Annotated in this window: 25 protein-coding genes and 1 pseudogene; 9 read left to right on the forward strand and 17 right to left on the reverse strand. The window is 37.5% G+C overall.

All coding sequences use genetic code 11. The features are described 5' to 3' along the window. Positions 1-10: 10 nt before the first annotated feature. The 5 genes from H9L23_RS19245 (at position 11) to H9L23_RS19265 (ending at position 4858) form a co-directional block, all read left to right on the forward strand. Positions 11-2089 carry an insulinase family protein gene (locus tag H9L23_RS19245; RefSeq protein ID WP_187591865.1) on the forward strand — a complete coding sequence of 693 codons (2079 nt, stop codon included), beginning with the start codon at positions 11-13 and terminating at the stop codon, positions 2087-2089. 377 nt (positions 2090-2466) lie between these two features. Further along, positions 2467-2820 (forward strand): cytochrome c family protein, encoded by a 354-nt coding sequence (locus tag H9L23_RS19250; RefSeq protein ID WP_187591866.1) that lies wholly within the window; start codon positions 2467-2469, stop codon positions 2818-2820. Positions 2821-2872: 52 nt separating this feature from the next. Next, complete coding sequence (locus H9L23_RS19255; protein WP_187591867.1) at positions 2873-3415, forward strand: YceI family protein; 543 nt, start codon at positions 2873-2875, stop codon at positions 3413-3415. 6 nt (positions 3416-3421) lie between these two features. Beyond that, on the forward strand, positions 3422-4369 hold the full coding sequence (locus H9L23_RS19260; RefSeq protein ID WP_187591868.1) for a DUF5777 family beta-barrel protein: 948 nt from the start codon (positions 3422-3424) through the stop codon (positions 4367-4369). 36 nt (positions 4370-4405) lie between these two features. Continuing rightward, a complete protein-coding gene (locus H9L23_RS19265) occupies positions 4406-4858 on the forward strand; it encodes a QcrA and Rieske domain-containing protein (protein ID WP_187591869.1) in 453 nt (150 codons plus the stop codon). Between the two features lie 63 nt (positions 4859-4921). Here H9L23_RS19265 and H9L23_RS19270 read toward each other — a convergent pair whose 3' ends face one another. The 3 genes and pseudogenes from H9L23_RS19270 to H9L23_RS19280 all read right to left on the reverse strand — a co-directional run bounded on the left by H9L23_RS19270 (position 4922) and on the right by H9L23_RS19280 (position 8154). Further along, positions 4922-6064, reverse strand: a complete 1143-nt coding sequence (locus tag H9L23_RS19270) for an ABC transporter permease (RefSeq protein ID WP_187591870.1) — start codon at positions 6062-6064, stop codon at positions 4922-4924. Continuing rightward, positions 6064-7200 (reverse strand): glycosyltransferase family 2 protein, encoded by a 1137-nt coding sequence (locus H9L23_RS19275; RefSeq protein WP_187591871.1) that lies wholly within the window; start codon positions 7198-7200, stop codon positions 6064-6066. The genes H9L23_RS19270 and H9L23_RS19275 overlap by 1 nt, the downstream gene beginning before the upstream one ends. Then, positions 7178-8154, reverse strand: a pseudogene (locus H9L23_RS19280) (lysylphosphatidylglycerol synthase domain-containing protein). Before H9L23_RS19280 ends, H9L23_RS19275 begins: the two are co-directional and overlap by 23 nt. A gap of 40 nt (positions 8155-8194) precedes the next feature. On the opposite strand from H9L23_RS19280, the gene ruvC reads away from it, so the two are divergent. Further along, the gene (ruvC, locus tag H9L23_RS19285) at positions 8195-8782 is read left to right on the forward strand and encodes a crossover junction endodeoxyribonuclease RuvC (protein WP_187591872.1); all 588 of its coding nucleotides are present in this window, start codon (positions 8195-8197) and stop codon (positions 8780-8782) included. Between the two features lie 21 nt (positions 8783-8803). On the opposite strand, the gene H9L23_RS19290 is transcribed toward ruvC, so the two are convergent. From H9L23_RS19290 to H9L23_RS19305, 4 genes are all read right to left on the reverse strand, one after another. After that, the gene (locus H9L23_RS19290; RefSeq protein ID WP_187591873.1) at positions 8804-9319 is read right to left on the reverse strand and encodes a hypothetical protein; all 516 of its coding nucleotides are present in this window, start codon (positions 9317-9319) and stop codon (positions 8804-8806) included. 60 nt (positions 9320-9379) lie between these two features. Beyond that, positions 9380-10273 carry a DUF4349 domain-containing protein gene (locus H9L23_RS19295; protein ID WP_187591874.1) on the reverse strand — a complete coding sequence of 298 codons (894 nt, stop codon included), beginning with the start codon at positions 10271-10273 and terminating at the stop codon, positions 9380-9382. 653 nt (positions 10274-10926) lie between these two features. After that, positions 10927-11145 (reverse strand): hypothetical protein, encoded by a 219-nt coding sequence (locus H9L23_RS19300; RefSeq protein WP_025144017.1) that lies wholly within the window; start codon positions 11143-11145, stop codon positions 10927-10929. Between the two features lie 57 nt (positions 11146-11202). Next, a complete protein-coding gene (locus tag H9L23_RS19305) occupies positions 11203-11964 on the reverse strand; it encodes a 5'-nucleotidase, lipoprotein e(P4) family (protein ID WP_187591875.1) in 762 nt (253 codons plus the stop codon). Positions 11965-12168: 204 nt separating this feature from the next. On the opposite strand from H9L23_RS19305, the gene H9L23_RS19310 reads away from it, so the two are divergent. Further along, a complete protein-coding gene (locus H9L23_RS19310; protein WP_187591876.1) occupies positions 12169-12801 on the forward strand; it encodes a PKD domain-containing protein in 633 nt (210 codons plus the stop codon). A gap of 60 nt (positions 12802-12861) precedes the next feature. On the opposite strand, the gene H9L23_RS19315 is transcribed toward H9L23_RS19310, so the two are convergent. The 10 genes from H9L23_RS19315 to H9L23_RS19355 form a co-directional block, all read right to left on the reverse strand. Next, complete coding sequence (locus H9L23_RS19315; protein ID WP_187591877.1) at positions 12862-13989, reverse strand: ATP-binding protein; 1128 nt, start codon at positions 13987-13989, stop codon at positions 12862-12864. 194 nt (positions 13990-14183) lie between these two features. Continuing rightward, complete coding sequence (gene atpG, locus H9L23_RS19320) at positions 14184-15080, reverse strand: ATP synthase F1 subunit gamma (protein ID WP_167297189.1); 897 nt, start codon at positions 15078-15080, stop codon at positions 14184-14186. A gap of 78 nt (positions 15081-15158) precedes the next feature. Further along, positions 15159-16733, reverse strand: a complete 1575-nt coding sequence (gene atpA, locus H9L23_RS19325) for a F0F1 ATP synthase subunit alpha (RefSeq protein WP_025144014.1) — start codon at positions 16731-16733, stop codon at positions 15159-15161. A gap of 143 nt (positions 16734-16876) precedes the next feature. Then, complete coding sequence (atpH, locus tag H9L23_RS19330) at positions 16877-17416, reverse strand: ATP synthase F1 subunit delta (RefSeq protein WP_187591878.1); 540 nt, start codon at positions 17414-17416, stop codon at positions 16877-16879. 118 nt (positions 17417-17534) lie between these two features. Further along, positions 17535-18029 carry a F0F1 ATP synthase subunit B gene (locus H9L23_RS19335; protein WP_025144012.1) on the reverse strand — a complete coding sequence of 165 codons (495 nt, stop codon included), beginning with the start codon at positions 18027-18029 and terminating at the stop codon, positions 17535-17537. Positions 18030-18117: 88 nt separating this feature from the next. Further along, entirely contained in the window at positions 18118-18330 is a 213-nt protein-coding gene (atpE, locus tag H9L23_RS19340) for an ATP synthase F0 subunit C (RefSeq protein ID WP_025144011.1), read from the reverse strand. 42 nt (positions 18331-18372) lie between these two features. After that, entirely contained in the window at positions 18373-19269 is an 897-nt protein-coding gene (gene atpB / locus H9L23_RS19345) for a F0F1 ATP synthase subunit A (RefSeq protein WP_317175261.1), read from the reverse strand. Further along, positions 19254-19541, reverse strand: coding sequence for a FoF1 ATP synthase subunit a (locus H9L23_RS26970; protein WP_317175262.1), 288 nt, complete (start codon positions 19539-19541; stop codon positions 19254-19256). The genes atpB and H9L23_RS26970 overlap by 16 nt, the downstream gene beginning before the upstream one ends. Positions 19542-19555: 14 nt before the next feature. Continuing rightward, positions 19556-19945 carry a hypothetical protein gene (locus H9L23_RS19350; RefSeq protein WP_025144009.1) on the reverse strand — a complete coding sequence of 130 codons (390 nt, stop codon included), beginning with the start codon at positions 19943-19945 and terminating at the stop codon, positions 19556-19558. 210 nt (positions 19946-20155) lie between these two features. Next, entirely contained in the window at positions 20156-20377 is a 222-nt protein-coding gene (locus H9L23_RS19355) for an AtpZ/AtpI family protein (RefSeq protein ID WP_187591879.1), read from the reverse strand. Positions 20378-20488: 111 nt separating this feature from the next. Between H9L23_RS19355 and porW the strand changes: the two genes are divergently transcribed. Both porW and H9L23_RS19365 read left to right on the forward strand, forming a co-directional pair. After that, the gene (gene porW / locus H9L23_RS19360; protein WP_187591880.1) at positions 20489-23254 is read left to right on the forward strand and encodes a type IX secretion system periplasmic lipoprotein PorW/SprE; all 2766 of its coding nucleotides are present in this window, start codon (positions 20489-20491) and stop codon (positions 23252-23254) included. Positions 23255-23359: 105 nt separating this feature from the next. Beyond that, on the forward strand, positions 23360-25579 hold the full coding sequence (locus H9L23_RS19365; RefSeq protein ID WP_187591881.1) for a transglycosylase domain-containing protein: 2220 nt from the start codon (positions 23360-23362) through the stop codon (positions 25577-25579). The last annotated feature ends 36 nt before the right edge of the window (positions 25580-25615 follow it).

A 25615-nucleotide genomic window follows, 5' to 3' on the forward strand; every position in this document is an offset into this window, starting at 1 on the left:
TATTAAAAACATGAAAAAATTATTCATTATAGCTGTAATTTCCTTATTTGCTCAAGGTATTTCAGCACAAACCATAGATCGAAGCCATAAACCAAAACCAGGGCCGGCACCCGTAATTACCATCGGCGATCCAGTTATTTATAAATTAGCCAATGGCATCACCGTTTTGGTGGTAGAAAACCACAAATTGCCAAAAATATCTGCCAGTTACAGCATTGATGCAGGTCCGATTACCGAAGGTGCCAAAGCAGGTGTGATAGGTTTAATGGGCGGTATGCTTAACGAAGGAACCGTCACTAAAACAAAAGCGCAGTTTGATGAAGCTGTAGATCAGTTGGGGGCCGATGTAAATGCAGGCGCAAGCGGTGGTTCGGTATCAGCTTTAACCCGTTACTTTCCACAAGCATTTGCTTTAATGGCCGAAAGTATCCGTAAGCCCGCTTTCCCGGCAGAATCTTTTGAGAAGCTAAAATCACAGACCATTACAGGTTTAAAATCAAGCGAAAAAAGCGCTAAAGCCATTTCTGCACGTGTGGTAAATGCTTTGGCCTATGGCAAAAACCATCCGATGGGAGAATTTGAAACCGAAGCTTCACTCAATGCCATTACTTTGGCCGATGTTAAAGCCGCTTATCAAAAATACATAACCCCATCAAGAGGCTATTTAACCTTTGTAGGCGATATAAAACCAGAAGCAGCAAAAGCTTTGGCAGAGAAGGCGTTTGGCGATTGGAAAGGAACCGCATTAACTCTACCAGTATTGGCTAAAGTTGCCAATCCAGCTAAAACAGAGGTTGATGTTATCAATGTAAGCAATGCCGTTCAATCAGAAATTACAGTGATAAATCTAATCGACCTGCCAATGAGCAGCCCTGATTATTTCCCGGTTTTATTAGCGAACCAGATTTTAGGTGGCGGTTCTGAATCGAGATTGTTTGATAATCTTCGTGAGAAACATGGATTTACTTATGGCGCCTATTCCAGCACAGGTTCCGGCCGTTTCCAGTCTAAATTTTCGGCTAATGCTGCCGTTAGAAATGAGAAAGTTGACAGTGCAGTGGTAGAATTTTTAAGAGAGATTAACAACATCCGCACAACAAAAGTTACTGCTGATGAACTACAGAATGCCAAAAACCTTTTCAATGGATCGTTTGCATTAGGCTTAGAAAACCCGGCACGTACTGCAGGTTTTGCCAGCAATATCTTAATCAACAATTTGCCAAAAGATTTTTATCGCACCTATTTGCAAAAGGTAAATGCAGTAACAACCGATGATATTTTAAGGGTAGCTAAAAAGTATTACAACCATGATAATACCCGAGTTGTTATTGTAGGTAAAAGTGATGCATTTGCAGGTGGTTTAACCAAAGCTGGATTTAAAACACAGATTTTTGATAATTATGCCAATCCGGTTAAAGCAGCAGAAGCAACTTCGGCAGCTACAGCAAGCCCAGCACAGATTATCAGTAACTACATTAAAGCTATTGGTGGAGAAGAAGCTATTAAAAAAATAACTTCTTTACAGCAAACCGGCGAGATGGAAGTACAGGGACAAAAACTGGCTGTTAACATTAAAAACATGGCCCCAAATTTAAGCAGCATGGAAATGATTGCGATGGGCCAAACTTTAGTAAAACAGGTTTATAATGGTAAAACTGGTTACTCGATACAGATGGGCCAAAAAGCCGAATTAACCGGCGATGACCTGGCTGAAAAGAAAGATGATAAAGGTTATGGCACTCAATTATACTACGCCACTGATGGAACTAAAATTGAATCGGCAGGAACAGCTAAAGTAGGAACAGCAGATGCATTTAAGCTGAATATAACTTCTCCTTCTGGTAAAAAGAAAACCGAATATTATGATACAAAATCAGGCCTACTTTTAAAAGAGGAAAGTACCAGTACAAAAGGTACTGTTGAAATGAGCCAATCAACAGAATATTCGAATTACAAAAAAGTTGGTGATGTATTGTTTCCTTTTACTTTAACACAATCTGTTTCCACCCCTCAGGGCTCGCAGGAGTTTTCGATCGTAATTAAAGACATTAAAGTTAATCCACCGCTAAAAGCTGAAGATTTTAATTAGAATTTAAAGATAATTTAATAAGAAAGCCGTTCCGATGTAAAAATCGGGACGGCTTTTTTTATTTTTTTTCTTTCTGAGGCAACCCATTTAAAAAAGCTTACGTATTGACTAAAATTTTTATAAAAATTCAGCTTAACAATCAATAAAACAAAACAATTACGATGCTTTCTAAATAAACAATCATAAATCTTTAAAAAAACCAGACATGACAGCCAAAAACCGTGTTATCGTAATTTTATTTACCGCTTTTCTGATCATGTTCTATATATCCGCTAAAAAAAAGACCCATTCAACACAAAATTCAACTATTTCCTCCAAAATCCCACATAAAACTTAAAAATCAATTAAATGTCTACCCCAATCTATTAACATTATTTATGAAAAACCAAGTTTCAATTATTTTACTGGCTGTATTTGTCACATTATCCTTTGCCTGCTCTAAAAAACAGGCCGAAGAAATAAAACCTGCCGGACCAACTGCTGTAACCACCGCAAATGTAACCTACGCTAATTTCGCTGGTGCGCTGTTTCAAACCAAATGTGCCAACTGCCATGGGCCAAATGGGGCACTTAAAACAATCTGGTTATTTAATGGCATTGCTTCCATTAAAAGTGATGCCCGTGTAGCCAATAGCGTACTGGTTACCAAAACAATGCCCAAAGGAGGTACCCTAACCGTTAGCGAAAGAGAACTCTTGCAAGCTTGGTTTGATAAGGGCATGCCAGAATAATCTCCAAAAAAAATTAACGCACGGTTTTATTAAGAACTTAAATACATTACAGATGCAAAAATTATTTTTCACATTAACAGCCCTCTTTTTATGCACGGGCATAAAGGCACAGATATGGGTAAGCAAAAGCGTTAATTCTTCATTTTTTTCTACCACACCGATAGAAGATATCGATGCGCAGAGCAAAACAGGTGCTTCGGCCATTAATACCAAAACCAATGATATTATTTTCAAAATCAATAATACTTCTTTTCAGTTTAAGAAAAAGCTGATGCAGGAGCACTTTAATGAAAATTATATCGAAAGTGATAAATTCCCCACCTCTGATTTTAAAGGGAAAATTGTAGAACAGATTGATTTTTCCAAACCAGGCACCTACCCCATCACGGTAAAAGGAAATCTTCAGATCCACGGAGTAACCAAAGAATATACTGCAAAAGGATCGCTGGTTATTACCGGTGATGACGCGAAAGCAAGTTCGACTTTTAATGTAAAACTGGCAGATCATGATATCAAAATTCCAACCATCGTTTTTAAACAGATCGCGGAAACCGTACAGGTAAAAATGACAGCTATTTATCAACCTAAAAAATAAATTCTTATGAAATATCATCTAAAATCTCTTTTATACTTAGCTGTCATCTGCCTGCCTTCTTTAGCTTTTGCTCAGGACTCGCTTGAAAAAGCTTTAGAAATGCCTATCGAAAAAAAGAATGTTCAGGCTACTTTTAAGGCAACTAAACTGATCAATATCCAAACCAATGAAACCATTTATAAAAATGAATTCGATTTCAGAGTAGATCACCGTTTTGGCGATATTGCCGGAAATAGCGGCGGGATTAAAAACTTTTTCGGATTGGACCAATCGACAGATATCCGCATCGGGTTCGAATATGGTATCAGTGATAAACTTTCGGTAGGTTTGGCCAGGGCAAAAGGAGCCGGAGTAGTTACGCAGCTTTATGAAGGGAATTTAAAATACCGCTTGCTGGAACAGACTTCCGATGATAAAATACCAGTAGCTGTAACTTTATTCGGAAGTACAACCGTTTCTGCCGTAAAAGCCTCAACCGATCCAACTGCAGCAAATGCCTACAGCGATTTTCAAGACCGTTTAACTTATGTGGTGCAGGCTGTTATTGCCCGCAAATTCAATTCAAACTTTTCGGTATTACTGATGCCATCTTATGTACACCGAAATTTTACTGTTTTTGGCGATCAGAACGATATGCTTGCCATATCGGTTGGTGGTCGTATCAAAATTACCAAACGCATGGCTTTTGTGGCCGATTATACCATTCCTTTCAGGGATAAAAATAAAGAAGCTTATCTGGAAAGCACATTGGGAACGCAATATTACAAAACGCTTGGTGCCGGACTGGAATTTGAAACAGGCGGTCATATTTTTCACCTGAACTTTACCAACGCAACCGCAATACAGGAATCGCAGTTTATTACCGATACCAATACTTCATGGCTTAAAGGACAATACCGTTGGGGATTTAGTATTGCCAGGAGGTTTTCTTTCGATAAGAAAAAAGCAAAGTAGTTCAAAATCAACCAGTAATAAACCAACAAAACAATTATGGAACGTAATGAATTTATCAAATCTTTGGGCCTGGGCGTAGCCCTGGTATGTACAGGAGCCTGTTTTTCGGCCTGTGGTAAAAAAAGTGATTCACCAGAACCCGGTAATCCAACTGGAGGTGGTGCTCCTTCCGGTACCACAGCAAGTGTAGATTTAAGCACGCAGCTACTGGCCATTGGTTCATCTGCTGTGGTAAACGGGATTTTATTTATACGAACCGCGGCGGGCAATACAGTCACTTCATTTGCGGCTACGCAGGCCATCTGCCCTCATCAGGGTGGTGCTTTGAGTTTTATCCAGGCAAGTAATTACATTCAATGTGCTTTACATAGCTCGAGATATACCACTTCGGGAAGTATTTTGGCACAACCAAATGATGGTGGTACTACAAGTGCACTAAAGGTTTATCCACTTACCGTTTCAGGAAATACGTTGACCGCAACGGCTTAATTTTTGTTTTTAAGGGTTAAAGCAGTATCGTAACGGGTACTGCTTTTTTTTATAGAAAAATTTTTAGACCGTTACATTCTGGCCCTTTACATCAAAGGCATCACGTAAGCCAATGGCAAGCACATTAAAAGCGTAAACGGTAAGCATAATGGCCAATCCGGGCAATATAGCGAGGTAAGCGGCATCCATAATGATATACCCATAATGTTCCTTGATCATGCTGCCCCAGCTTGGCATTGGAGGTTGAGCGCCAAAACCCAAAAAGCTTAGTCCTGTTTCCAGTAATATGGCTGAGGCAAAATTAGAAGAAGCAACCACTAAAATAGGCCCGGCAATATTTGGAAGTATATGTTTAATAATGGTTCGGCTGGTGCTAAAACCTAAGGCCCTTGCTGCCTCAACAAATTCTACCTCTTTTAATGCCATCACCTGTCCGCGTACCAATCTGGCTACATCTACCCAGGTTGATAGGCCAACTGCGATAAATATTTGCCAGAAACCTTTCCCTAATGCAAATGAGATGGCAATAACCAGTAAAAGTGATGGCAACGACCAAACCACGTTCATAAACCAGCTGATGGCGGCATCTACCCTGCCGCCAAAATAACCCGCAATGGCGCCTAAACTCACTCCAATAAAAAGAGAAATGAGTACAGCCATTAAACCTACCGACAGTGATACGCGGATACCCAAAATTAAACGGCTTAATAAATCACGCCCGTAAATATCGGTTCCCAAAATATAGGTACGTTTATAGATGTTATATTTTTCGAAGAGCGCTTGTGGTGTCCCTATTTTTGATGGTAAAACACAACTTGGACATAAATCTTTCAGTTCATACCTGGTTTCTTTGGCTTTTTCATCCTCGCCAATATATTCCTGTACAAAAACATCTTTATCTTTTATCTTGTAAGAACTAATCGGTATACTTTTAAAAGTTGGTGTTTGCCCATTTAACATTCTTTCGAAAAAATTAACTTTTTCTACTTTTGGATTCCGGCTGATAATCAAAAATGTAAAGGTGCTGCCAGGTTTCTTTTTGTTTAACTGAAGTGTTTGAACATTAGCATTGGGCGAATGATCGGGCATAATTAAATACCCCAAAACACCCATCAACATTAACACCAGGATAAAAATCAGCCCGCCGAATGCGAGTTTATTCCGCTTAAACTTTAACCATACTTTTTTCGATGGGCTATTATCCATTATCTAACCATTCTGCCTTTCCAATTGTATTTTCCACTGTTTCCGGCAATGCCGATGTAAACGATATAGATGATATGCAGCACATTTAAAACAGGGATTAAAATAAGTAAACTACGTCTTTTGGCAAAGCCGGTTACATCCCATAAAAATAAGGTTTCTAAAAGCATTTTAACCAACAATTGATAAAACATAACAGTTAAAAAGCCTGGGATAAACAGTCCGGTAATAAAGTTTGACAATATGCTGAGATTGAAAATCCAGATGAGTACACCCAAAACAATAATGGCCTTATTTTTATAACGGGTACTCTTCGAGGCCCAACGCTTGCGCTGCTGAATAAATGAACTCAGGGTCTCTTTCGCATGGGTATATACAATGGCCTCCCTATTCTTTAAAAATCCTATTTTATCAGGGTATTTTGCCGCAATTTTATGCAATAATAACTCATCATCGCCCGATGCCAGATCATCAATACCCTGAAAACCGCCAACTTCATAAAAAGTGGCCTTTTCATAAGCCAGGTTTGCACCGTTACAGGTTGATGGTTGTTTATTCCCAATGGTAGAAGCACCCAAACCGATCAGGTACAGAAACTCTAAAGATTGCAAACGTTCAAAAAAACTTTTTTCCTGAAAATAAGCTACCGGAGAAGAAATCATTTTATAGTTTTTCTCTTCATACAAATTTACAATAGTAGCTAACCAGTCAGGTCCCATCCTGCAATCGGCATCAGTGGTGATGATCAGGTCGCCAGTACAGGTTCCAATAGCGGTTTGTATAGCCTTTTTCTTATAAGAATTTAATGCCCGATCTTCATTCAGCTTGATCAGTTTAACATTCCGGTCTGCATAACTGAGCACAATCTCAGCCGTACGGTCGGTAGAATGATCATCAATAATAATGATCTCCGTTAAAGCTTCAGGGTATTGTTGAGCAATCAGATCGTCAATCGTTTTATTGATATTGGCCTCTTCATCCCGTGCAGCAACAATAATAGAAACTCTGGTGTGTGGATCTGATTTTTGTGAAGTAAAATAAACCAATCTATGCCATCCTCTGATAAAATTGAGGACCAGAACGCCATAGATTAAGGTTAAAGCAGCAGATAATAGACTAATTAGATTTAGAATTTCCAAAAAAATTGAGTTTAAAAACGAAATAAGTGCCTAAGATAGCAGGAATTATGATATTTATAAGCCAAATACTGGCAGTACATGCAATAACAGCCACATGTTGGTCGGTTACATGTTTGAATAATTCAACAGCGGTAACGCTCCTGATCCCTACATCGAAAAGATCCAATGAAGGCAATGCCGATTGCACCAAAAAGAGCAAACAGGTCATCATCACAATATCTGCATAATGCAAACCGGGTACCAGCCATACAAACAGAATAAAATATTGTGAACTGAAAACCAGGTACCGTGCGAAACAATAAGTAATGATTTTAAAAAGTTCCCTTTTTCTGTATCTGGCTAAAATGCCATAAAACTTTTTATACTTCCGGGTGAATTTAAAGGATAACAAAATCCCGTTCAGCCACCGGATGTTGAAGTAGAAAATCAGAAAAAACAGACAAAAAATTACTGCGAAAAATACTAAAGCTATAAACAGTACCCGGTCGATCGGGATAAAGCGATACACAAAAAAACAGGCTGCAATGGCTCCAAAAACGTTGGTTAGCACCAATTGCCCAATACTACCGACACTCATGGCTACTATGCCAACTATCCTTCTTTTAGGCGAAAGGAAAAATACCCTGCCTCCATACTCTCCAAGCCTGTTGGGTGTAAAAATAGCGAGCGTTAAGCCACAAAAAACCGATTCGATGGCACGGTAAAAGCTGATGGGCTCGATCTGGCTCATCAAATATTTCCATTTGCCAGCCTCTAAAAACCAGTTCACCAACATCAAGAGTACGACGATGCCAATTACAGTAATAATTTCTGCCTGGGGATATCTTTTAACAGGGTACTAAAATCGCGGAGGTTTCTGTTGGCAACGAGTTTATGGTAAATAAACCAAAAGGCAAATACTACAATTGCAGCTTTAATGAAAAGTGATAATATTTTTTTGTGCTTGCCTGTCAAGTTTATCTTTTTTTTTGCAAATATGCTTAATATTGCTGTAATGTTGAACGAAAAAAAGGAACGGGTAATTATGGGCATCGATCCCGGCACTGCGGTGATGGGTTATGGCGTAATTTTAGAGAAGGGAAATAAAACGGAACTGATCAGTTTAGGGGTGGTAAAAATGACCCATTTGGATGATCCTTTTCTTAAGCTTCAGCGGATATTTGAAAAAACGGTCGTACTCATCGATCAATATAAACCCGATGTTTTGGCAATCGAAGCACCATTTTATGGAAAAAACATTCAGGTATTGTTAAAACTTGGCCGTGCCCAGGGTATCGCCATTGCAGCCGCGCTATCAAGAAACATATCAGTAACCGAATATTCACCGCGAAAGATCAAACAATCGATTACAGGCAGCGGTAATGCTACTAAAGAGCAAGTGGCTGCCATGTTGCAACGTTTGTTAAATTTTAAAGAAACTCCCGAATTTTTAGATGCTACCGATGGTTTGGCCGTTGCAGTTTGTCATTCTTTTCAAAAAATTACGACCGGAGGCAAATCTAAAACCTATTCAGGTTGGGAATCTTTTGTAAGTGATAATAAAACCAAGGTTAAAGGTATAGCGGTTAAAGCGAAGAAATAATTGAGGTTAACTAATATATTATCAATTTATCTCCAGTCTACTGAGGTTCCTACTTATCCTAACAGATGACTTTTTAATTTCGTCAATGTTGCTGTAAAATATTGTGTCCTGACCTTTAATTACTTTTATCTTATTAAAAAGAACGGTTTCATCTTTATCACCCCAACCATCATCGATACTAAGAAACGAATAGGGCAAAAGCGAATAACGTTGTACAAGGTTTACAGTATCGGTAGAAATTAATTCTTTGCGTTGCTTACTACCTGCACGAGCATAACTATCTGTTAGAAAAACTTTAAAATCATGCTCCGACCACCACTCTTTATAATTGTCCTTATCAAAATATAACTCTACAATAAGATTTCGATCTGTTTTATTACATATTTCAATCTCAGGTCGGCCAGGGTCGTAAACGCACGAGGATATAATCAAAATGAAGATTACAAGAATATAAAAGCATATTTTAATATCTTTTTTATGAGGAGACTTACCCAACGCAATAGTTGATGAGTCATTAATAATTGAATAAGGTTGCATTGAGTAATAATCTATTTGATTTAAAATGGTTCGTGCGGACACGAACCATGAAGCAGAAATTTATACCTGATTATTTTCAATCAGACTTTTAGTTGCTAATTCCCTCGCAATTTTATCTTTCCTGATAAAATGTTTTATTACAAAAAACACCACAACACCCACCAATATTAACATCCAGATGTTAGAAACAGCAATAATGATTTCTTTAAAAATCGTCCAGCCGTTTACAATACCCAACCATAATCTGTTAATAAATGCCGGACGGTAATCGTACAGGTTATCATTAGCAACTACCATGGTTTTAACGGTATTGTCCTGATAAAAATTAAGGGTAATGGTGCTAAATTTTACGCGGTTATCGATCTGCATGTTCTCGATTCGTTTATCCACATAATCATCTTTAATGTAAAGTGATGATTCTACATTAGCGCTTTTTTTCGTAGCTACTTTATTGATTTTTTCAATGGCATCAATGCGGTTTTGCGCTTTTAATTTATTGGCTAAATAAGAGATGCTTTGATCGTCCATCTTCATCGATTGATTATCGACAAAAACTGCCATTTTTGCGATGGTATTGGTAAATTCATCCAGTTTATCTGATGGTACTTTCGCTATCAGATAGCCCTGGGTGCGGTACGAAGTAATTTCTTTTAACGAATCGGTTGATTGTTTGACTTTATCAGTTTCCTGGATGGTGCTTTCGATGGAGAACTCTGCAACAGTTCCCCCTTCTGCTTTAATGGTTTTGCTAAGCTGCTCTTTTGTTTGCTGAACATCTTTTACCCTAAACCGCATATCGGCAGTTTTGATGATTTTTTCTGTGAGTGTGCTATCTGATATTTCCTTACTTAACTCATTCGACTCAACAGAATCGGCACTTGCATATTTTTTGTTTCCGTTCTGGCAGCCAAAAATTGTTAAAACGATGGCTATAGCAATAATATTCCTTTTCATGATTGTGTGGTTCTAAATAAATAATCATTTTAAATATTTGCTTCAAATGGCCATTAGAAGTGTAGCGTTCTGGTTAGTTTATAACGCTGTATTTTACCCTTAATACAAAAATTATATTTAGGTAACCCGATGTTGAGTTTGGAGTAATGAGAAGGGGTTTTTGAGGGGTCTCTAAATTATTATAAACCTCGCAGGTTTTTTAAATACCTGCGAGGTTTGGACGCGTTATTTTTCACTCCCAAGAACTACTGGCTTTGTTAAATAAACCTGATAAAACGAAAAGCCCACAGCGAGGCACGAGCGAGAACTTGAAGCGATAGCAGGACTGCTCTCCACCATTAAAACAGAACTGCTCATTTCTAAAAATTATTGACCACCTAAGTCACCTGAGTACACGTAAGTTGAGATTCGCAGCTGTTTTTTTTTGAAAAGCAGGTTCCTTTGTGTATCGGTTCTGATAGTCCTGCCATCCGCTTTACCTCTCTGCGTTCGGTGCCCGCTCCTGTCAGGTTTAGATTACTTGGGCCTTTCTTCCTATTTTGAACCTTGCAGTTGCACTAATTCTATTTAAACCTATCAGGTTTATGCTTATTAACAAAAAAAGCCGGTTATGAATAAACATAACCGGCTTTATATCTTGATAGCAAATTTGCTTATGCGTCTAATATTTTGAAAACACCTTTAATAGCGATAATCGCACCGATAAATAAGATAATCCATGAAACTAAAGACATTTGCCAAGAATCGTGAGCGAAACGCAAATAAGTACCCACCATGCAAACCACTACACCAAAAATTATTAATTTATAAATTCCTGGCTGGTTAGCCGCTTTCATACTTTCTGTATTGTGCTTTAATTCGTTGTTCTCCATAATATTTATGTTTATGATGCTGCAAAAGTAATACTTATTGCTGAATAATTATAAAACTTAGTAACTTTTTAATCGTTCTAATCTTTGTTTCGCTTTGTCTTTATCACTCAGCTTTTCACCCTGATACAAAGGCTTTTCCCAGTCGCCGTACATGGGGTTTGGCAATACAATAAACTTTGTACCAAATAAGGCCTGATTTGTATTTACCTGCTCAAAGGTGTTTTTCTGTTCACGGTAGAAAATGTTACTGAAATCGCTCAAATTATCACCGAAAAGCATTAAAATATTGTGTGTTTCAGTTATTTTTTGTCTACGCGGCTCCTTATTGGATGTTCCTTTTGAAACAATCAGATGTGCATCATCTGCGTAAGGGAACCCAAAATGCTGCAGGTTTTTTAATGTAGCTGCATAATCTTTTTCATCGCGATTGCTTACATAAAAAGTTTCAATGTTTTTTGAGGCGGCAAATTTTAAAAATGCAAGAGCGCCAGGAACAGTATCGGCCTGAGCCAAACTGGTCCATTCTGTCCAATCAGCTGGCACATAACTTTGGCCTTTTTTAATTTCATGTCCCTGGAAAGCAGAATTATCCAAAACAGTTTCATCAATATCAACAATTACGCAGTTTGTTTTTTTGCTTGTATCGGCCCATAATGCCTCTTTTAGCGATAAGCGGGCAAAGTTATAAGCCTGGAAACATAAGGCCCTATATTCGCCAGAAGTTTGCTGCCAAAGCACGGCATTGGTATAATCTCTTGCAGGGTTTTGGGCCTTAACAAAAAATGGGGCAAGCAATAAAATGAGGATGTATTTTTTCATAATTTGATATTACACTGCAAAGATATTAAAAGCTCATAATTAAGCAGACAATAAAAATTTCAATAGAAAAAATGGAACAAAACATATTTTCGTAATACAATACTTACAGATTAGTATCGATAATCAGGATTAATTTCTACAAATTAAGACTTTAGTTATAAAAAATAGTTACTTTTGGGCACACACAAATAAAACCAATTTAATATGAAATCTAAAAGCTTACTAGGGGTAGCTATTGCCCTATTTTTTCTTGCAGCCTGCAAAAAACAACCTAATCCGGAAATTACTACAACTGATTTTAGTATAAATAAAAAATCATTGTATTTAACCCAATCAATTGAGCTTAATGCACAAGATGCCAGTGCTGGCAGTAATTATGTCTGGAATTATGGTGATGGAACTATTGAAACAAAAGGAAGTAAAACTGAACATCAGTACAAAACCTCTGGTATTTTTGAAGTAACATTAACCGTTTACAACAAAACTAGCAAGGTCAAAGTAAGAATACTTCCCGGAGATATCAGTTACCAGATTAAAAATAACAGCACCTTTGATCTGGATCTAAATTCTTATGTAAACTTACCAGTTAATACAGTTAGATCAGTATTAAAGCCAAACGCACTCTCTGATACCATTTATGTTAAATTACAAGCTACAGGAAATTTATTGCAGCTTACGAACATTAGTGGCATTGCGAAAGGAAAAGCTTTTCGTTTTGATGAAATGTTTTGGCAAAAAGATTCTATGCACAACATCCTCAAAGTAGATAATGATACTAAAATTCAACTTGGCGCACATGGCGAACTTGGGATTAGTTCGACATTGAGAAATTTATAAAAATCAACAAAAACATGAAGCCCGTTCCTTAACAGAAACGGGCTTTTTTTATACTTAAAATCAGGTATTCAAAAAGCTTCCTCTCTCTCCTTTTGATAAAATTAATGTTTCTGCATCTGGATAAGCCTGCGTAAAAGTTGTGGGGATTTTATTTTTGCCTCTTTCGTTCCATTTAAACTCCACGGCCAAAAACCGTTGCTTAGTTTTTTCAATATAATCTATTTCCTGCTGTTGTGTAGTACGCCAAAAAAAGCAATCTGCCTCTATCTGGTGCTGATGTAAATATTTCATCCGCTCTGCAATCATATAATTTTCGAAAAGTGCGCCCACATCATTACGATTGGCGAGGGAATTAAAATTCCGGGTAATGGCATTTACAATACCTGTATCATAGAAATAAATCTTTTTGTTTTTTTTGATCTCATTGCGAACGTTGCCCGAAAAAGCAGGTAAGCTAAACACTACAAAAGATTTTTCGAGCAGGCTGATGTATTTATCAACCGTTTTCTGATCTGCTTTTACCAATTGTGCCAATTCAGAAAAGTTAACTTCGCTACCAATCTGTAGCGCCAAAGCCTTCACAATTTTTTCGAATAATAATGGCTTTTTAACATCTTCTAAAGTGAACAGATCCTTGTACAGATAACTATCTGCAAGTAATTTTAAATGTTCTTCTGCATTTTGAGGATCATTAATGATTTCGGGATAAGAACCATAAATTAAACGTTGTTCCAATGATCTTTCTTCGGTAATAAAGTCAGTATTGTTCACCAATTCGGCATAAGAGAAAGGCAAAAGCATCATTTCGTACTTCCGGCCGGTTAATGGTTCATTTATTTTTCCTGAAAGCTCAAAAGCTGACGAACCTGTCGCAATCACCTGAACGTTTTTAAATCGATCTACAATAATTTTAATCAGTAATCCTACATCATTTATGCGTTGGGCCTCATCAATAAACAGAACTTCGTAGCCAGAGAGCATTTGTGTAATTTGTGCGGCATTAGGCTTTGCCAAAGTTTCCCGTACATCTGCATCATCTCCATTGAGGTATAAGGTCTTTTTATTAACTTTTGCCAACAACTGTTCTACAAACGTGGTTTTACCGGTTTGTCTTGGGCCGAAGATGATAAAAGCTTTTCCTTTAAAAAGCCTTTCAAAAGCATAATCCAACTGTTTCCGAACAACCATAATAAATATTAATTACACAAAAGTATAATAATTCTGGATTACAATCCATAAAAAACATAATAATTTTGGATTACAATCCATAAAAAACATAATAATTTTGGATTAATAAAAAGAACAGCAATAAAAAAACCCATTTCAATTAAGAAACGGGCTTAGAATAATTTTGACTTTTAACTAAATACTTTAGACTTAGCTTATCCGTTCAATGCTGCTGCACCACTTACAATCTCAGTTAACTCAGTTGTAATTGCTGCCTGACGTGCCTGGTTGTATGAAAGTTTTAAAGCTTTCAATAACTCACCAGCATTTTCAGTTGCTTTATCCATTGAAGTCATACGTGCACCGTGCTCAGAAGCATGAGAATCTAACACTGCTTTGTACAATTGGATTTTAATTGATTTAGGAATTAATTGTTCTACAATTTCTTCTTGAGAAGGCTCTAAAATATAATCAACGTTTGTTGTTTTCTTATCGGTTTTTAAATCCGCTGGTGTTTCTTCTGCTTTAGGCAGGGGCAACAACTGCTCAGTAGTAATAAACTGCACTGCTGCGTTCCTAAAGCGGTTATAAACCACTTCTACTTTATCAAACTCACCTTTAATAAAACCTGCCATAATCGCATCTGTAATTTTGGTTACATTTTCGAAAGTTAAGGCAGAATATACTTCGTTATTGTTGCCAATAACATTGTATTTACGTTTTTCATAAAAATCCTGAGTTTTCTTACCAATAGAAATAATGCTTACGTTACCGTTTTTCAACTGTTCGCTATATTTCTCAGCAATTAAATTGTTGGCCGCTTTAATTACGTTCATGTTAAAAGCACCAGCCAAACCACGGTTTGATGATACAGTAACAATTAAAACCTTATTGGGCTCACGCTCTTGGATAAAAGGCGATGACGATCCCTCTAAACTTGCTGATAGATTACCTAAAATCTCTTTCAGTTTAGTTGCATAAGGACGTAAAGCGATAATTGCATTGGTAGCACGTTTCAACTTTGCTGCCGAAACCATTTTCATAGCTTTGGTAATCTGCTGTGTTGATTGTACCGACGCAATCCGGTTTCTTACTTCTTTTAAATTAGCCATATTTTAGTATCTAGTACTTATAGTATCAGGTATCAAGACGAGATTCAGTCTTGATACCTGATACTATAATACTTTTATCTAGTATTTACTTGAAATCTCTTTTGCTACAGTATCTAATACACCAGTAATGGTATCATCAAATTTACCAGCTTTTAATGCCGCCAAAGTTTCTGGATGACGTAATTCCAATTGGGTTAAGAATTCAGTTTCAAATTCTTTTACTTTATTAACCGGAACGCTACGCATTAAGTTTTTAGTACCAGCGTAAACAATTGCAACTTGTTTCTCAACAGTAAATGGAGAGAACTGTGCTTGTTTCAACATTTCTACGTTACGTGCGCCTTTATCTAATACCGATTTAGTTGCAGCATCCAAGTCAGAACCGAATTTAGAGAAAGCCTCTAACTCGCGGTATTGAGCCTGATCTAACTTTAAAGTACCCGCTACTTTTTTCATCGATTTAATCTGCGCGTTACCACCCACACGTGATACCGAAATACCTACGTTAATTGCCGGACGGATACCTGAGTTGAACAAGTTCGACTCTAAGAAGATCTGACCATCAGTAATTGAAATTACGTTGGTTGGGATATACGCTGATACGTCACCTGCTTGTGTTTCGATAATTGGAAGTGCAGTTAATGATCCACCACCTTTAACGATATGTTTAATCGACTCAGGTAAATCATTCATTGCTTTAGCAATATCATCGTTAGCGTTAATTTTTGCAGCTCTTTCTAACAAACGACTGTGTAAGTAGAAAACGTCACCTGGATAAGCTTCACGGCCCGGTGGACGACGAAGTAATAGAGATACCTCACGGTATGCAACTGCTTGTTTAGATAAATCATCATAAACAATTAAAGCTGGTCTACCTGTATCACGGAAAAATTCACCAATTGCAGCACCTGCAAAAGGAGCATAAAACTGCATTGGAGCAGGATCTGCAGCCGAAGCAGCAACAACAACTGTATATGGTAAAGCACCATTTTCCTCTAGTGTACGTACAATGTTAGCAACGGTAGAGTTTTTCTGACCGATAGCTACATAAATACAGAACACAGGCTGGCCTGCTTCATAAAATTCTTTTTGATTGATAATGGTATCGATACAAACGGCAGTTTTACCAATCTGACGGTCGCCAATAACCAACTCACGTTGACCACGACCGATTGGAATCATTGCATCAATTGCTTTAATACCTGTTTGTAAAGGCTCGTTTACCGGCTGACGGTAAATTACACCTGGTGCTTTACGCTCTAAAGGCATCTCGTAAGTTTCACCCAAGATCGGACCTTTACCATCTAAAGGCTCACCTAGAGTGTTAACTACGCGGCCAAGCATACCTTCACCAACTTTAATAGAGGCAATTTTTTTGGTACGTTTAATGGTATCACCTTCTTTGATCTCGTCTGAAGCACCCAAAAGTACCACACCAACGTTATCTTCTTCAAGGTTTAATACTATACCTTGCAGGCCGTTTGCAAATTCAACTAACTCTCCCGATTGAACTTTAGTTAAACCGTAAACACGGGCAATACCGTCGCCCACTTGCAACACGGTACCAACTTCTTCCAGTTCGGTTTCTGATTTGAAGCCCGCCAATTGCTGTCTGATAATTGCCGATACTTCGTCTGGTCTTACCTCTACCATAATTTTACTTTATATCTTTTTATAAATGTTTAGTGCTTAGCGCATGGCGCTTGGCGTTTTCCGTGCCATACGCTTATCGCAATACTTTTTTGTTCAGCGGTTTGCGTTTGGCGTTTTACCGCTATACGCTTATCGCCTGGCGCTTACTGCGCAAATTCTTTTTTAAGTTTACTTAAACCGCTGGCAATACTTGCATCAAATTGTTTATCGCCAACTTTTAATATAAAACCACCGATCAGTTTCTCGTTAATTTTCTCGTTAACAATAACCTGGTTGGCGTTTAGTTCTCTTTTCACAATTGCTACAATCTGCTCTTTAGCCGCAGGGCTTAAAGCACTTGCAGTAGTTACATCAGCAGTAACAATACCTTTAATTAGGTTATATTGTTGTACAAATTGTTTTGCTGTGGCAAATAAAATCGAAGAACGACCTTTACTAACTACAATCTTGAAAAACGAGATGGTTAGTTTACTTACCTTATCAGCAAAAATACCGTTTAAAATACCAGTCTTTTTATCTAAAGGTACAATCGGGTTTTTTAATATTGCTTCTAGTTCAGGGGTTTCATCAACCACTTTTTCAAACAAAACCATATCATTATAAGAAGTTTCTAAGTCGTTGTTTTCAACGGCTAGGTCTATTAATGATTTGGCGTATCTGCTTGCAACTTTAATTTCTGACATATATTTAGGTGTGAGATGGAAGATGTGAGATGTGAGATGTGAGATTGAGTATTAAGAGTTAATCTCCTATCTCATATCTAGTGTCTCAAATCTAATGTCTCCTATCTATTTTCTCAAACTAGTTTAATTCAACGTCTTTTAACAAGTTAGCAACTAAAGCTTCCTGTTTGGTTTTATCATCTAACTGAGTACGTAAAACACGTTCTGCAATCTCCAATGATAATGAAGAAACCTGGTCTTTTACTTCTGCTAAAGCTGCTTTCTTTTGGTTTTCGATCTCGATTTTAGCTTTCTCGATCAATTTAGCACCTTCAACCTGAGCTTGTTTTTTAGCTTCGTTTAAGATACCATCTTTCAAGGTTTTAGCTTCCTTTAAAATCTCATCACGTTCAGCACGCGCCTGTTGCATCAAATCCTGATTTTGGCTGGTTAAACGTGCCATTTCCTGCTTTGCTAATTCAGCTTTGTTAAGGGCCTCATCAATGCTTTGCTCACGTTCGTGAATTGCACCTAAAATAGGTTTCCATGCAAATTTTCTAAGTAAGATCAATAAGCAGATGAATGCTAACGACGTCCAAAAAACCAATCCTATGCTTGGGGTTACTAATTCCATTTTTATCTAATTTTTAAAAACAATCTTTTTAATAGGGCTGGGTAAATAACCAATCGTTAAATACCCAACCTAATTTCTTCAGTGATTATTAACCGTTTAAGCCTAATAATGCAACTACCACACCGAATAAAGCAGCACCCTCAATAAGGGCAGCAGCGATAATCATTGCAGTCTGAATTTTTGATGCAGCTTCTGGTTGACGAGCAATACCTTCCATTGCTTTACCACCTACTTGACCGATACCGATACCTGCACCGATTACTGCTAAACCGGCACCAATTGCCGCGATTGAACCTACCATAACTAATTTAATTTATATTAATTTGTAAAAAATAGTTTTCTGTTAATGATGCTCTTCTACTGCCATACCAATAAACAAGGCAGTAAGTAATGTAAAAATAAAGGCCTGTAAAAACGCCACCAGTAATTCTAATACATCCATAAACAATACGAACGCAACTGAAACCGGAGCAATAGCCAATGTTTCGAAAATAAAGATTAAGGAAATTAAACTTAATACGATAATGTGACCAGCTGTAATGTTTGCAAACAAACGCACCATTAAAGCGAATGGCTTAGAGATGATACCGATTACCTCAACTACAACCATTAAAGGCCATAACCAAAATGGAACATCAGGTAAAAAGATGTGTTTCCAATAGTATTTGTTACCGTTAATGTTAACAATGATCATGGTACCTAAAGCCATTACAAATGTTAAGGCGATATTACCGGTTACATTGGCACCACCTGGAAAAATTGGCACTAAACCTAATAAGTTATTAAATAGGATAAAGAAAAACGTCGTCAACAAATAAGGCATAAACTTAGCGTATTTATGACCGATGTTTGGTTTAGCGATATCATCTCTCACGAAAATGATGATCGGCTCAAAGAATGACTGTAAACCTTTTGGGGCTTTACCTACACGTTTTTTATAAGCTCTTGCCACTGAAGCAAACACCACTACAATTACAAATATAGCTACAAACATTGCTGCTATATTTTTAGTAATAGATAAATCGATTACTGTATCAGATGCATTTTCATCAATCTGACCGTCTGCGCCAACAACTTTAATATTTTTATTAAACATATCTTTCGACATGCTTTGTTTTAAACCTGTTACCAAACGGTATTTATTGTATTTACCTTGATAATCTTCTTCTCCATGATGAAAATGAGCTGAAGAGAATACCTCTAAACCATTAGCCGTATATAAAATTACCGGAAGAGGCAATGATGTATGCCCCAAAGGTGCCACACATGCGAATCGGCAATGTGCTCCATAATTACTTTGGTAGGTTCGAATTTTTCTTCACCATGTTTAGCATCAGCTCCGTGCTCGCCAGAAACCGCGTGAGCAGATTCTAGAACAGCACTATCAACAGGTACAACAGCGCTATCAACTTGAGCGAAAGTATCAATTTTGATAGATAAAAACGCGATTAAAAGCGTAAAAACAATAGTTAGCCTTTTAACTTTAGACACAAAAACTCGGTTACAATCCATTTATTGGCAGTTTTTTACTTTAAATTTTGGTGGCGCAAGTTACGTAACAAACAGGAAACTTCAAAGACCGTAAACAATAAATATAAAGAAAAAAAATTAAGCAGAAATACAAGCCCAATTCCCTTCGCTTTTATACTGTAAATCAACACAAAAGCCATACAAAAAATCATCTTCACCGCAATTGATCCCATAATAGCCATAATACCCACTTCAGGATCGCGTTTTACACCAATATCAACCAACATGTAAGCGATGTAAGTGATACCGGCCAAAAAGCCAAACATCAACCAAAAATTGTTTACAAAAAGCGGTTTATCGGGAAATAATAAAGGTAAAACGGCAACAACGCCTATTAATAAGCCTACAAAGATGAAATAGATACTGGTAAATTTGGCTAGAGTCAATGGAATAATTTCTTAGCAGATAAAAACTTTCGCAAAGATAAGGTTTTTAGTATCAAGTAAGTAGTGAGAAAAGAATTATTGTTAGATTGGTGAAGTGTTTAAACTGGTTAATCGGTTAACTGAGGTAAATTGTTCTATTACTGGATTGTTAAATTGCTTCATTGTTGGGCTCATCTCGTTCAACAATCTAACAATACAGCCATTTAGCAATTATTTAGTTGCCTGTCTAATGGCCTGATATAACGCAATCCCCACTCCTGCCAAGGCAAAAGCCGCCGTGATCAAATTGTTTTTGCTGTTTCTGTGCTCATCAATTTTGTAACCTATAAAAGTAAGCAGGCCTATTGTAGCGATCATTTGGAAACCAATGGCAGAATATTTAGCGGCTGCATTTACCTTTTTCTTTGTATCTTCTTCTTTTGGATTTTCCATTTTTTATGCAATAATTAAATTAACTTTGGGATATTTAAAATTTGTTGCCAAATAAAATATTTTTCTATATATATTGTTTACTGTATATCAACTTAAAGAGATTTAACATCATTGAAAAAAAACGCAAACAAAAACTTAAATCCCTTCATCCTCCTTTTTAGCGCGCTCCTTATTTATGGCTGTGTTGCAAATAAAGATACCGCAGTAGACCGTAGGTTTCAAAACTTAACGGCCAGGTATAACTATATCTATAACTCAAATGTTTTACTCACTGAGTACAATGAGAACTTATTGCAAAGTTATGCAGATAATTACGAAAAAACCCTGCCTGTTTACCTCGATCCCGAGCCACAGGTAAATCTGGTACTCACACCAGGCGTTGCAAACAAACAGCTTGATGATGTGATTACCAAAGGTCAAACCATTATCAACGATAAAAGTTTCAGCAACTATATTGATGATGCCTACATGCTTTTGGGCAAGGCAAACTATTTAAAAGGAAATTATTTTATCGCGTCAGAATATTTCGATTATACGGCAAAAACCTATAATAGTGCCCTGAAAACGTTCATTATGGCGATGAACTGGAAAGCACGCAGCCAGATGCAACTGAATAATATGGTGCTAGCCGATAAAATTATCGATACCATGCTGCGCGCTTCAGATCAGTTAAAAAAGGACCTGGCCGAACCCCTGGCCACAGCAGCACAGATGCGTATTTACCAGAAACGCAATAAAGAAGCCATTTTATTTTTAGAATCGGCCATTGCGTTGCCTGCAGAAAAACAGTTGCGTATTCGCTGGCGTTTTATATTGGCCCAGTTACAGGAAAAAGAAAAAAATATTCAGGATGCCTATGCCAATTTCACTAAAGTTGAAAAAAGCAACGCCCCATTCGAAATGTATTTCCATGCCAATTTAAACCGGATTAAATTAAAAGCATTGCTTAGCGGGGTAAAATTGAATAAAGAAGACCAGTTGCTGGCTTTGTTAAAAGACGATAAAAACTTCGATTATATCGATCAGATTTATTATCAGGTTGGAGAGCTTTTCTCCGAAGAAGGAAATTTTGTTAAAGCTGAAGAAAATTACCATAAATCGGTAGCAACAAGTACACGTAACCAAACGCAAAAAGCATTATCTTATCTAAGAATTGCAGATTTAAACTTTAAAGAGTTTAATAATTACATCAAAGCAAAGCTGTATTACGATAGTACGGTAATGATTTTACCTAAAAACTTTCCTGATTACGACAATATTGTTAAAAAGGCTGATAACCTTCAATATTTGACAGATAGGTATACCATTATTAGCAAAGAAGATACCGCACAGGCCATTGCAAAACTTCCTGCAGACCAACGTGAGGCAAAGGTAAAGGCTTACTTAACACCAAAAGTGGAGGTGGTAAATACTGGTGCTGTAATTAACAATCAGTTTCTAAACGATCCGGATTTTCCGAATAAGAGTTTAAATCCTTCCAATACCGCCGGAAGCACATTTTATTTCAATAATAATGCAGCGATAAGCAACGGCTTTGGTGACTTTAAAAAACGTTGGGGCAACAGGCAGCTGGAAGATAACTGGCGACAAAGTGTACGTTCGTCTGCACAGGAAACCAGCCAGGTTTTAGCCGGAGGGAAGGTAGCTACGGATAACATTACGCCTGCCAATGGACAAACCAACCAGACTTCAACCGACCAGACTTCTTTAGAAAAACAGTTTTTAGATGCCTTGCCTACCACACCTGTACTATTGGTTGCATCCGATCAAAAAATTATAGATGCCTATTTTGAAATCGCTAGTTTTTACCAACAGGAACTCAATGATAAGCCGGAGGCCAATAAAATATATCTGAAACTGATTAAAAGATATCCAGAAAATAATCACCTCGTAGCCATTTATTATAGTCTTTACCTCAACTATAAAGGGGTAGATGAAGCAAAATCTGATCAGTACAAACAATTGGTGCTTACAAAATTCCCGGAATCTAATTTTGCAAAGAATATTTTAGATCCAACCTATTCGGCTAAGCAGACACAGATGGAAAACATTGCCATCAACAATTACAATGTGGCTTTTGATGCTTATGCCAAAAAAGATTATCCAGGTGTGGTAAAGCAGGCTGATGATAATAATTCAGCTTTCCCAAATAACGATCTGGCGCCGCAGTATGCTTATTTAAAAGCAATAGCAGTTGGCCGTACGGCAAAAGTCGATGCTTTATTGACCGAATTTAACCTGATTACAACCAATTATCCAAACGATAAAATTATTACGCCATTAGTACGTGATCATTTAAAATACATTGAGGCTAATCTGGATGAATTTAAACAAAGGCCGGTCGCCCTTATTGATTTTGATGCTAACGAGCCTCGCTTTGTAAGTCAGGCTACACCGGTTGCTGTTCCAACGAAGCCTTTGGTAGTTGAAAATGCTGTAGCAAAAAAGGTTGAACCTACTCCGATAGCAAAACCTGTTGAGGTTAAACCAGTTGATCCAACAAAACCTGTAAGTATTTTCAGTGCGGCAAAATCAGAAGAATATTATTATGTTATAGATGTGGCCGATGCCACTTTAACCTTGAGTTCATCGCGTTTCGGCATAGGCCAGTTTAACAGGGGAAATTATCCTGACAATGATTTGGTACATAAATTGGTAGAACTGGATAACGATCAACTGATTTACATCACCAGCTTTATCGATCTTGAAGATGCAAAAATTTACGAAGCAAGCATTACAGGCCAGTTAAAGAACATCATGAAGGTGCCAGCTAACTTGTATAAAGGTTTTATCATCAGTAAAGAAAACTTCGAAAAGCTAACGGATAGATCGCGTATTAACGAATATCTGGAGTTTTTAAAAGACAATTACAAATAAATATAGAAGCTATTAAGACCTTAGTCTAAAAATTGATTCTATAAAAATTAATAAATTTGCATCCAAAATCGTCATTCTGGTGATTTTGGAAAATAACAACACAAAATGAATAAGTCCCTTTCTGCACAAGAAACAAAAAGATATAGTTTAATCATCTGGAAATTATTGATCGGGGGAATTGCCCTGTTCGCCATTTTCATTTCGATGATCGGTTTGGGCCTTTTTGGAGCGCTACCTTCTTTCAGGGATATTGAACACCCAAAAAGTAATCAGGCATCAGAAATTATTGCTGAGGATGGTCGCCCGTTAGGTACCTATTTTGTTCAGAACAGATCGAACGTTAGCTATAAAGATATTTCAGAAAATGTAATCAATGGCTTAATTGCTACGGAAGATACCCGTTTTAAAGAGCACTCTGGTATCGATTTTAAACGTACTTTCTCTATCATCGGTTACAATTTAATTGGCAAAAAACAGGGTGCCAGTACCATTACCCAACAATTAGCCAAAAACCTTTTCCCACGCGAATCGAACCTTAATTTTTTCTCTTTGGTGCTAACTAAATTTAAAGAGTGGATTGTTGCTGTTAAACTGGAACGTAACTACACCAAAGAAGAAATTATCACTATGTACTTAAATACGGTTGATTTTGGGAACCAGGCTTATGGTATTAAATCGGCAGCAAGGGTTTATTTCAATACTACGCCCGATAAACTGACTTTAACGCAGGCCGCAACTTTAGTGGGGATGCAAAAAGGAATTACCATGTATTCGCCAACCCGCCATCCTGAACGTTCCAGAGACCGCAGAAATACGGTAATGGCCATGATGGTTAAATCCGATCTTTTAACACAGCAACAATTTGATGAAGAGAAAGACAAACCTTTAAACCTGCATTTCAACGCGGCAACGGTTAATGATGGTATTGCACCTTATTTCCGTTCGGTATTGAAGAACGATATCAAAACCATTTTCCAGGAACAATCAATTACTAAACTGGATGGAACGCCATACGATTTAGACCGCGACGGCTTAAAAATTTATACCACCTTGAATTATGATATGCAGGTATATGCTGAGGAAGCCCAAAAGGAATACATGAAAGTGTTGCAGGCACAGTTTATCGCGAGCTGGAAAGGAAGAAACCCGTTTAAAGATAAAACCTTGCAGATTGAGCAAGGTATTAAAAGATCTGATCGTTATAAATCATTAAAACTCGAAGGCAAATCGGATGAGGAAATTACCAGCGATTTTAACACCAAAACAGAAATGACCATTTTTACCTGGAAAGGTAATATTGATACGGTAATGAAACCGATCGATTCTGTTCGTTACTACAAAATGCTTTTGCGTAATGCCATGATGACGATGGACCCGACCAATGGACACGTAAAAGCATGGGTGGGTGGAATTAATTATGAGCATTTTAAATACGATCAGGTTAAGATGGGAACCAGACAAGTAGGTTCGACCGCAAAACCATTTACTTATGCCGTAGCCATTGAAAACGGTTACTCTCCTTGCTATACCGTAGCCAATGTTCCGGTAACGATTGAAGGCTATGGAAAGCCATACATGCCTGGATCTTCCGGGAAACCACTACCTGGTAATATTACACTGCAAAAAGCACTAGCCTACTCGCAAAATTATGTTACCGCTTATTTAATGAAACAGGTTGGCCCGGTTGCCGTATCAGCATTGGCCACAAAAATGGGGATTCCCAATGTTCCGGCATATCCATCTATTTGTTTGGGTACCTTTGATTCATCGATTTATAATATGGTAGGTGCTTACGGTGCTTTTGCTAATAAAGGAACTTATACCAAACCTATTTATTTATTGAAGGTTGAAGATAAAAATGGTGTAGTATTGTTTTCTCAAAAGGAAATACCAAAACCGGTAATGAGTGAAGAAGTGGCTTATGTAATGACGAGGATGCTTAAAGGAGTGGTAACCAACGGAACTGGATCGAGATTAAACTATAAATACAAAGTTAATGCTCCGATAGGTGGAAAAACAGGAACAACCCAAAATAACTCCGATGGTTGGTTTATGGCCATTACCCCTCAGTTGGTTACTGGAGTTTGGACAGGTTGTGAAGATAGGGCTTTCCATTTCATTAGCACCAGCCAGGGTGAGGGTGCAAACACTGCTTTACCAATTTTTGCAGGATTTATAAAAAGGGTATATGCCAATCCAGCTTTAAAAATCAGTCATGCTGATTTCGAAGCACCAAAATCGGGGGTTTCCATCACTTTCGATTGTAACCAATACCAACAACAGGAAGAAGGTACTAGTGAACTTGACGAGAAGTTGGGATTTTAACTATCAGGTTCTGTGTGAAGGATAGCAGTGGAATTC

Origin of the sequence: Pedobacter roseus, assembly GCF_014395225.1 — a bacterium.
Lineage (GTDB): Bacteria > Bacteroidota > Bacteroidia > Sphingobacteriales > Sphingobacteriaceae > Pedobacter > Pedobacter roseus.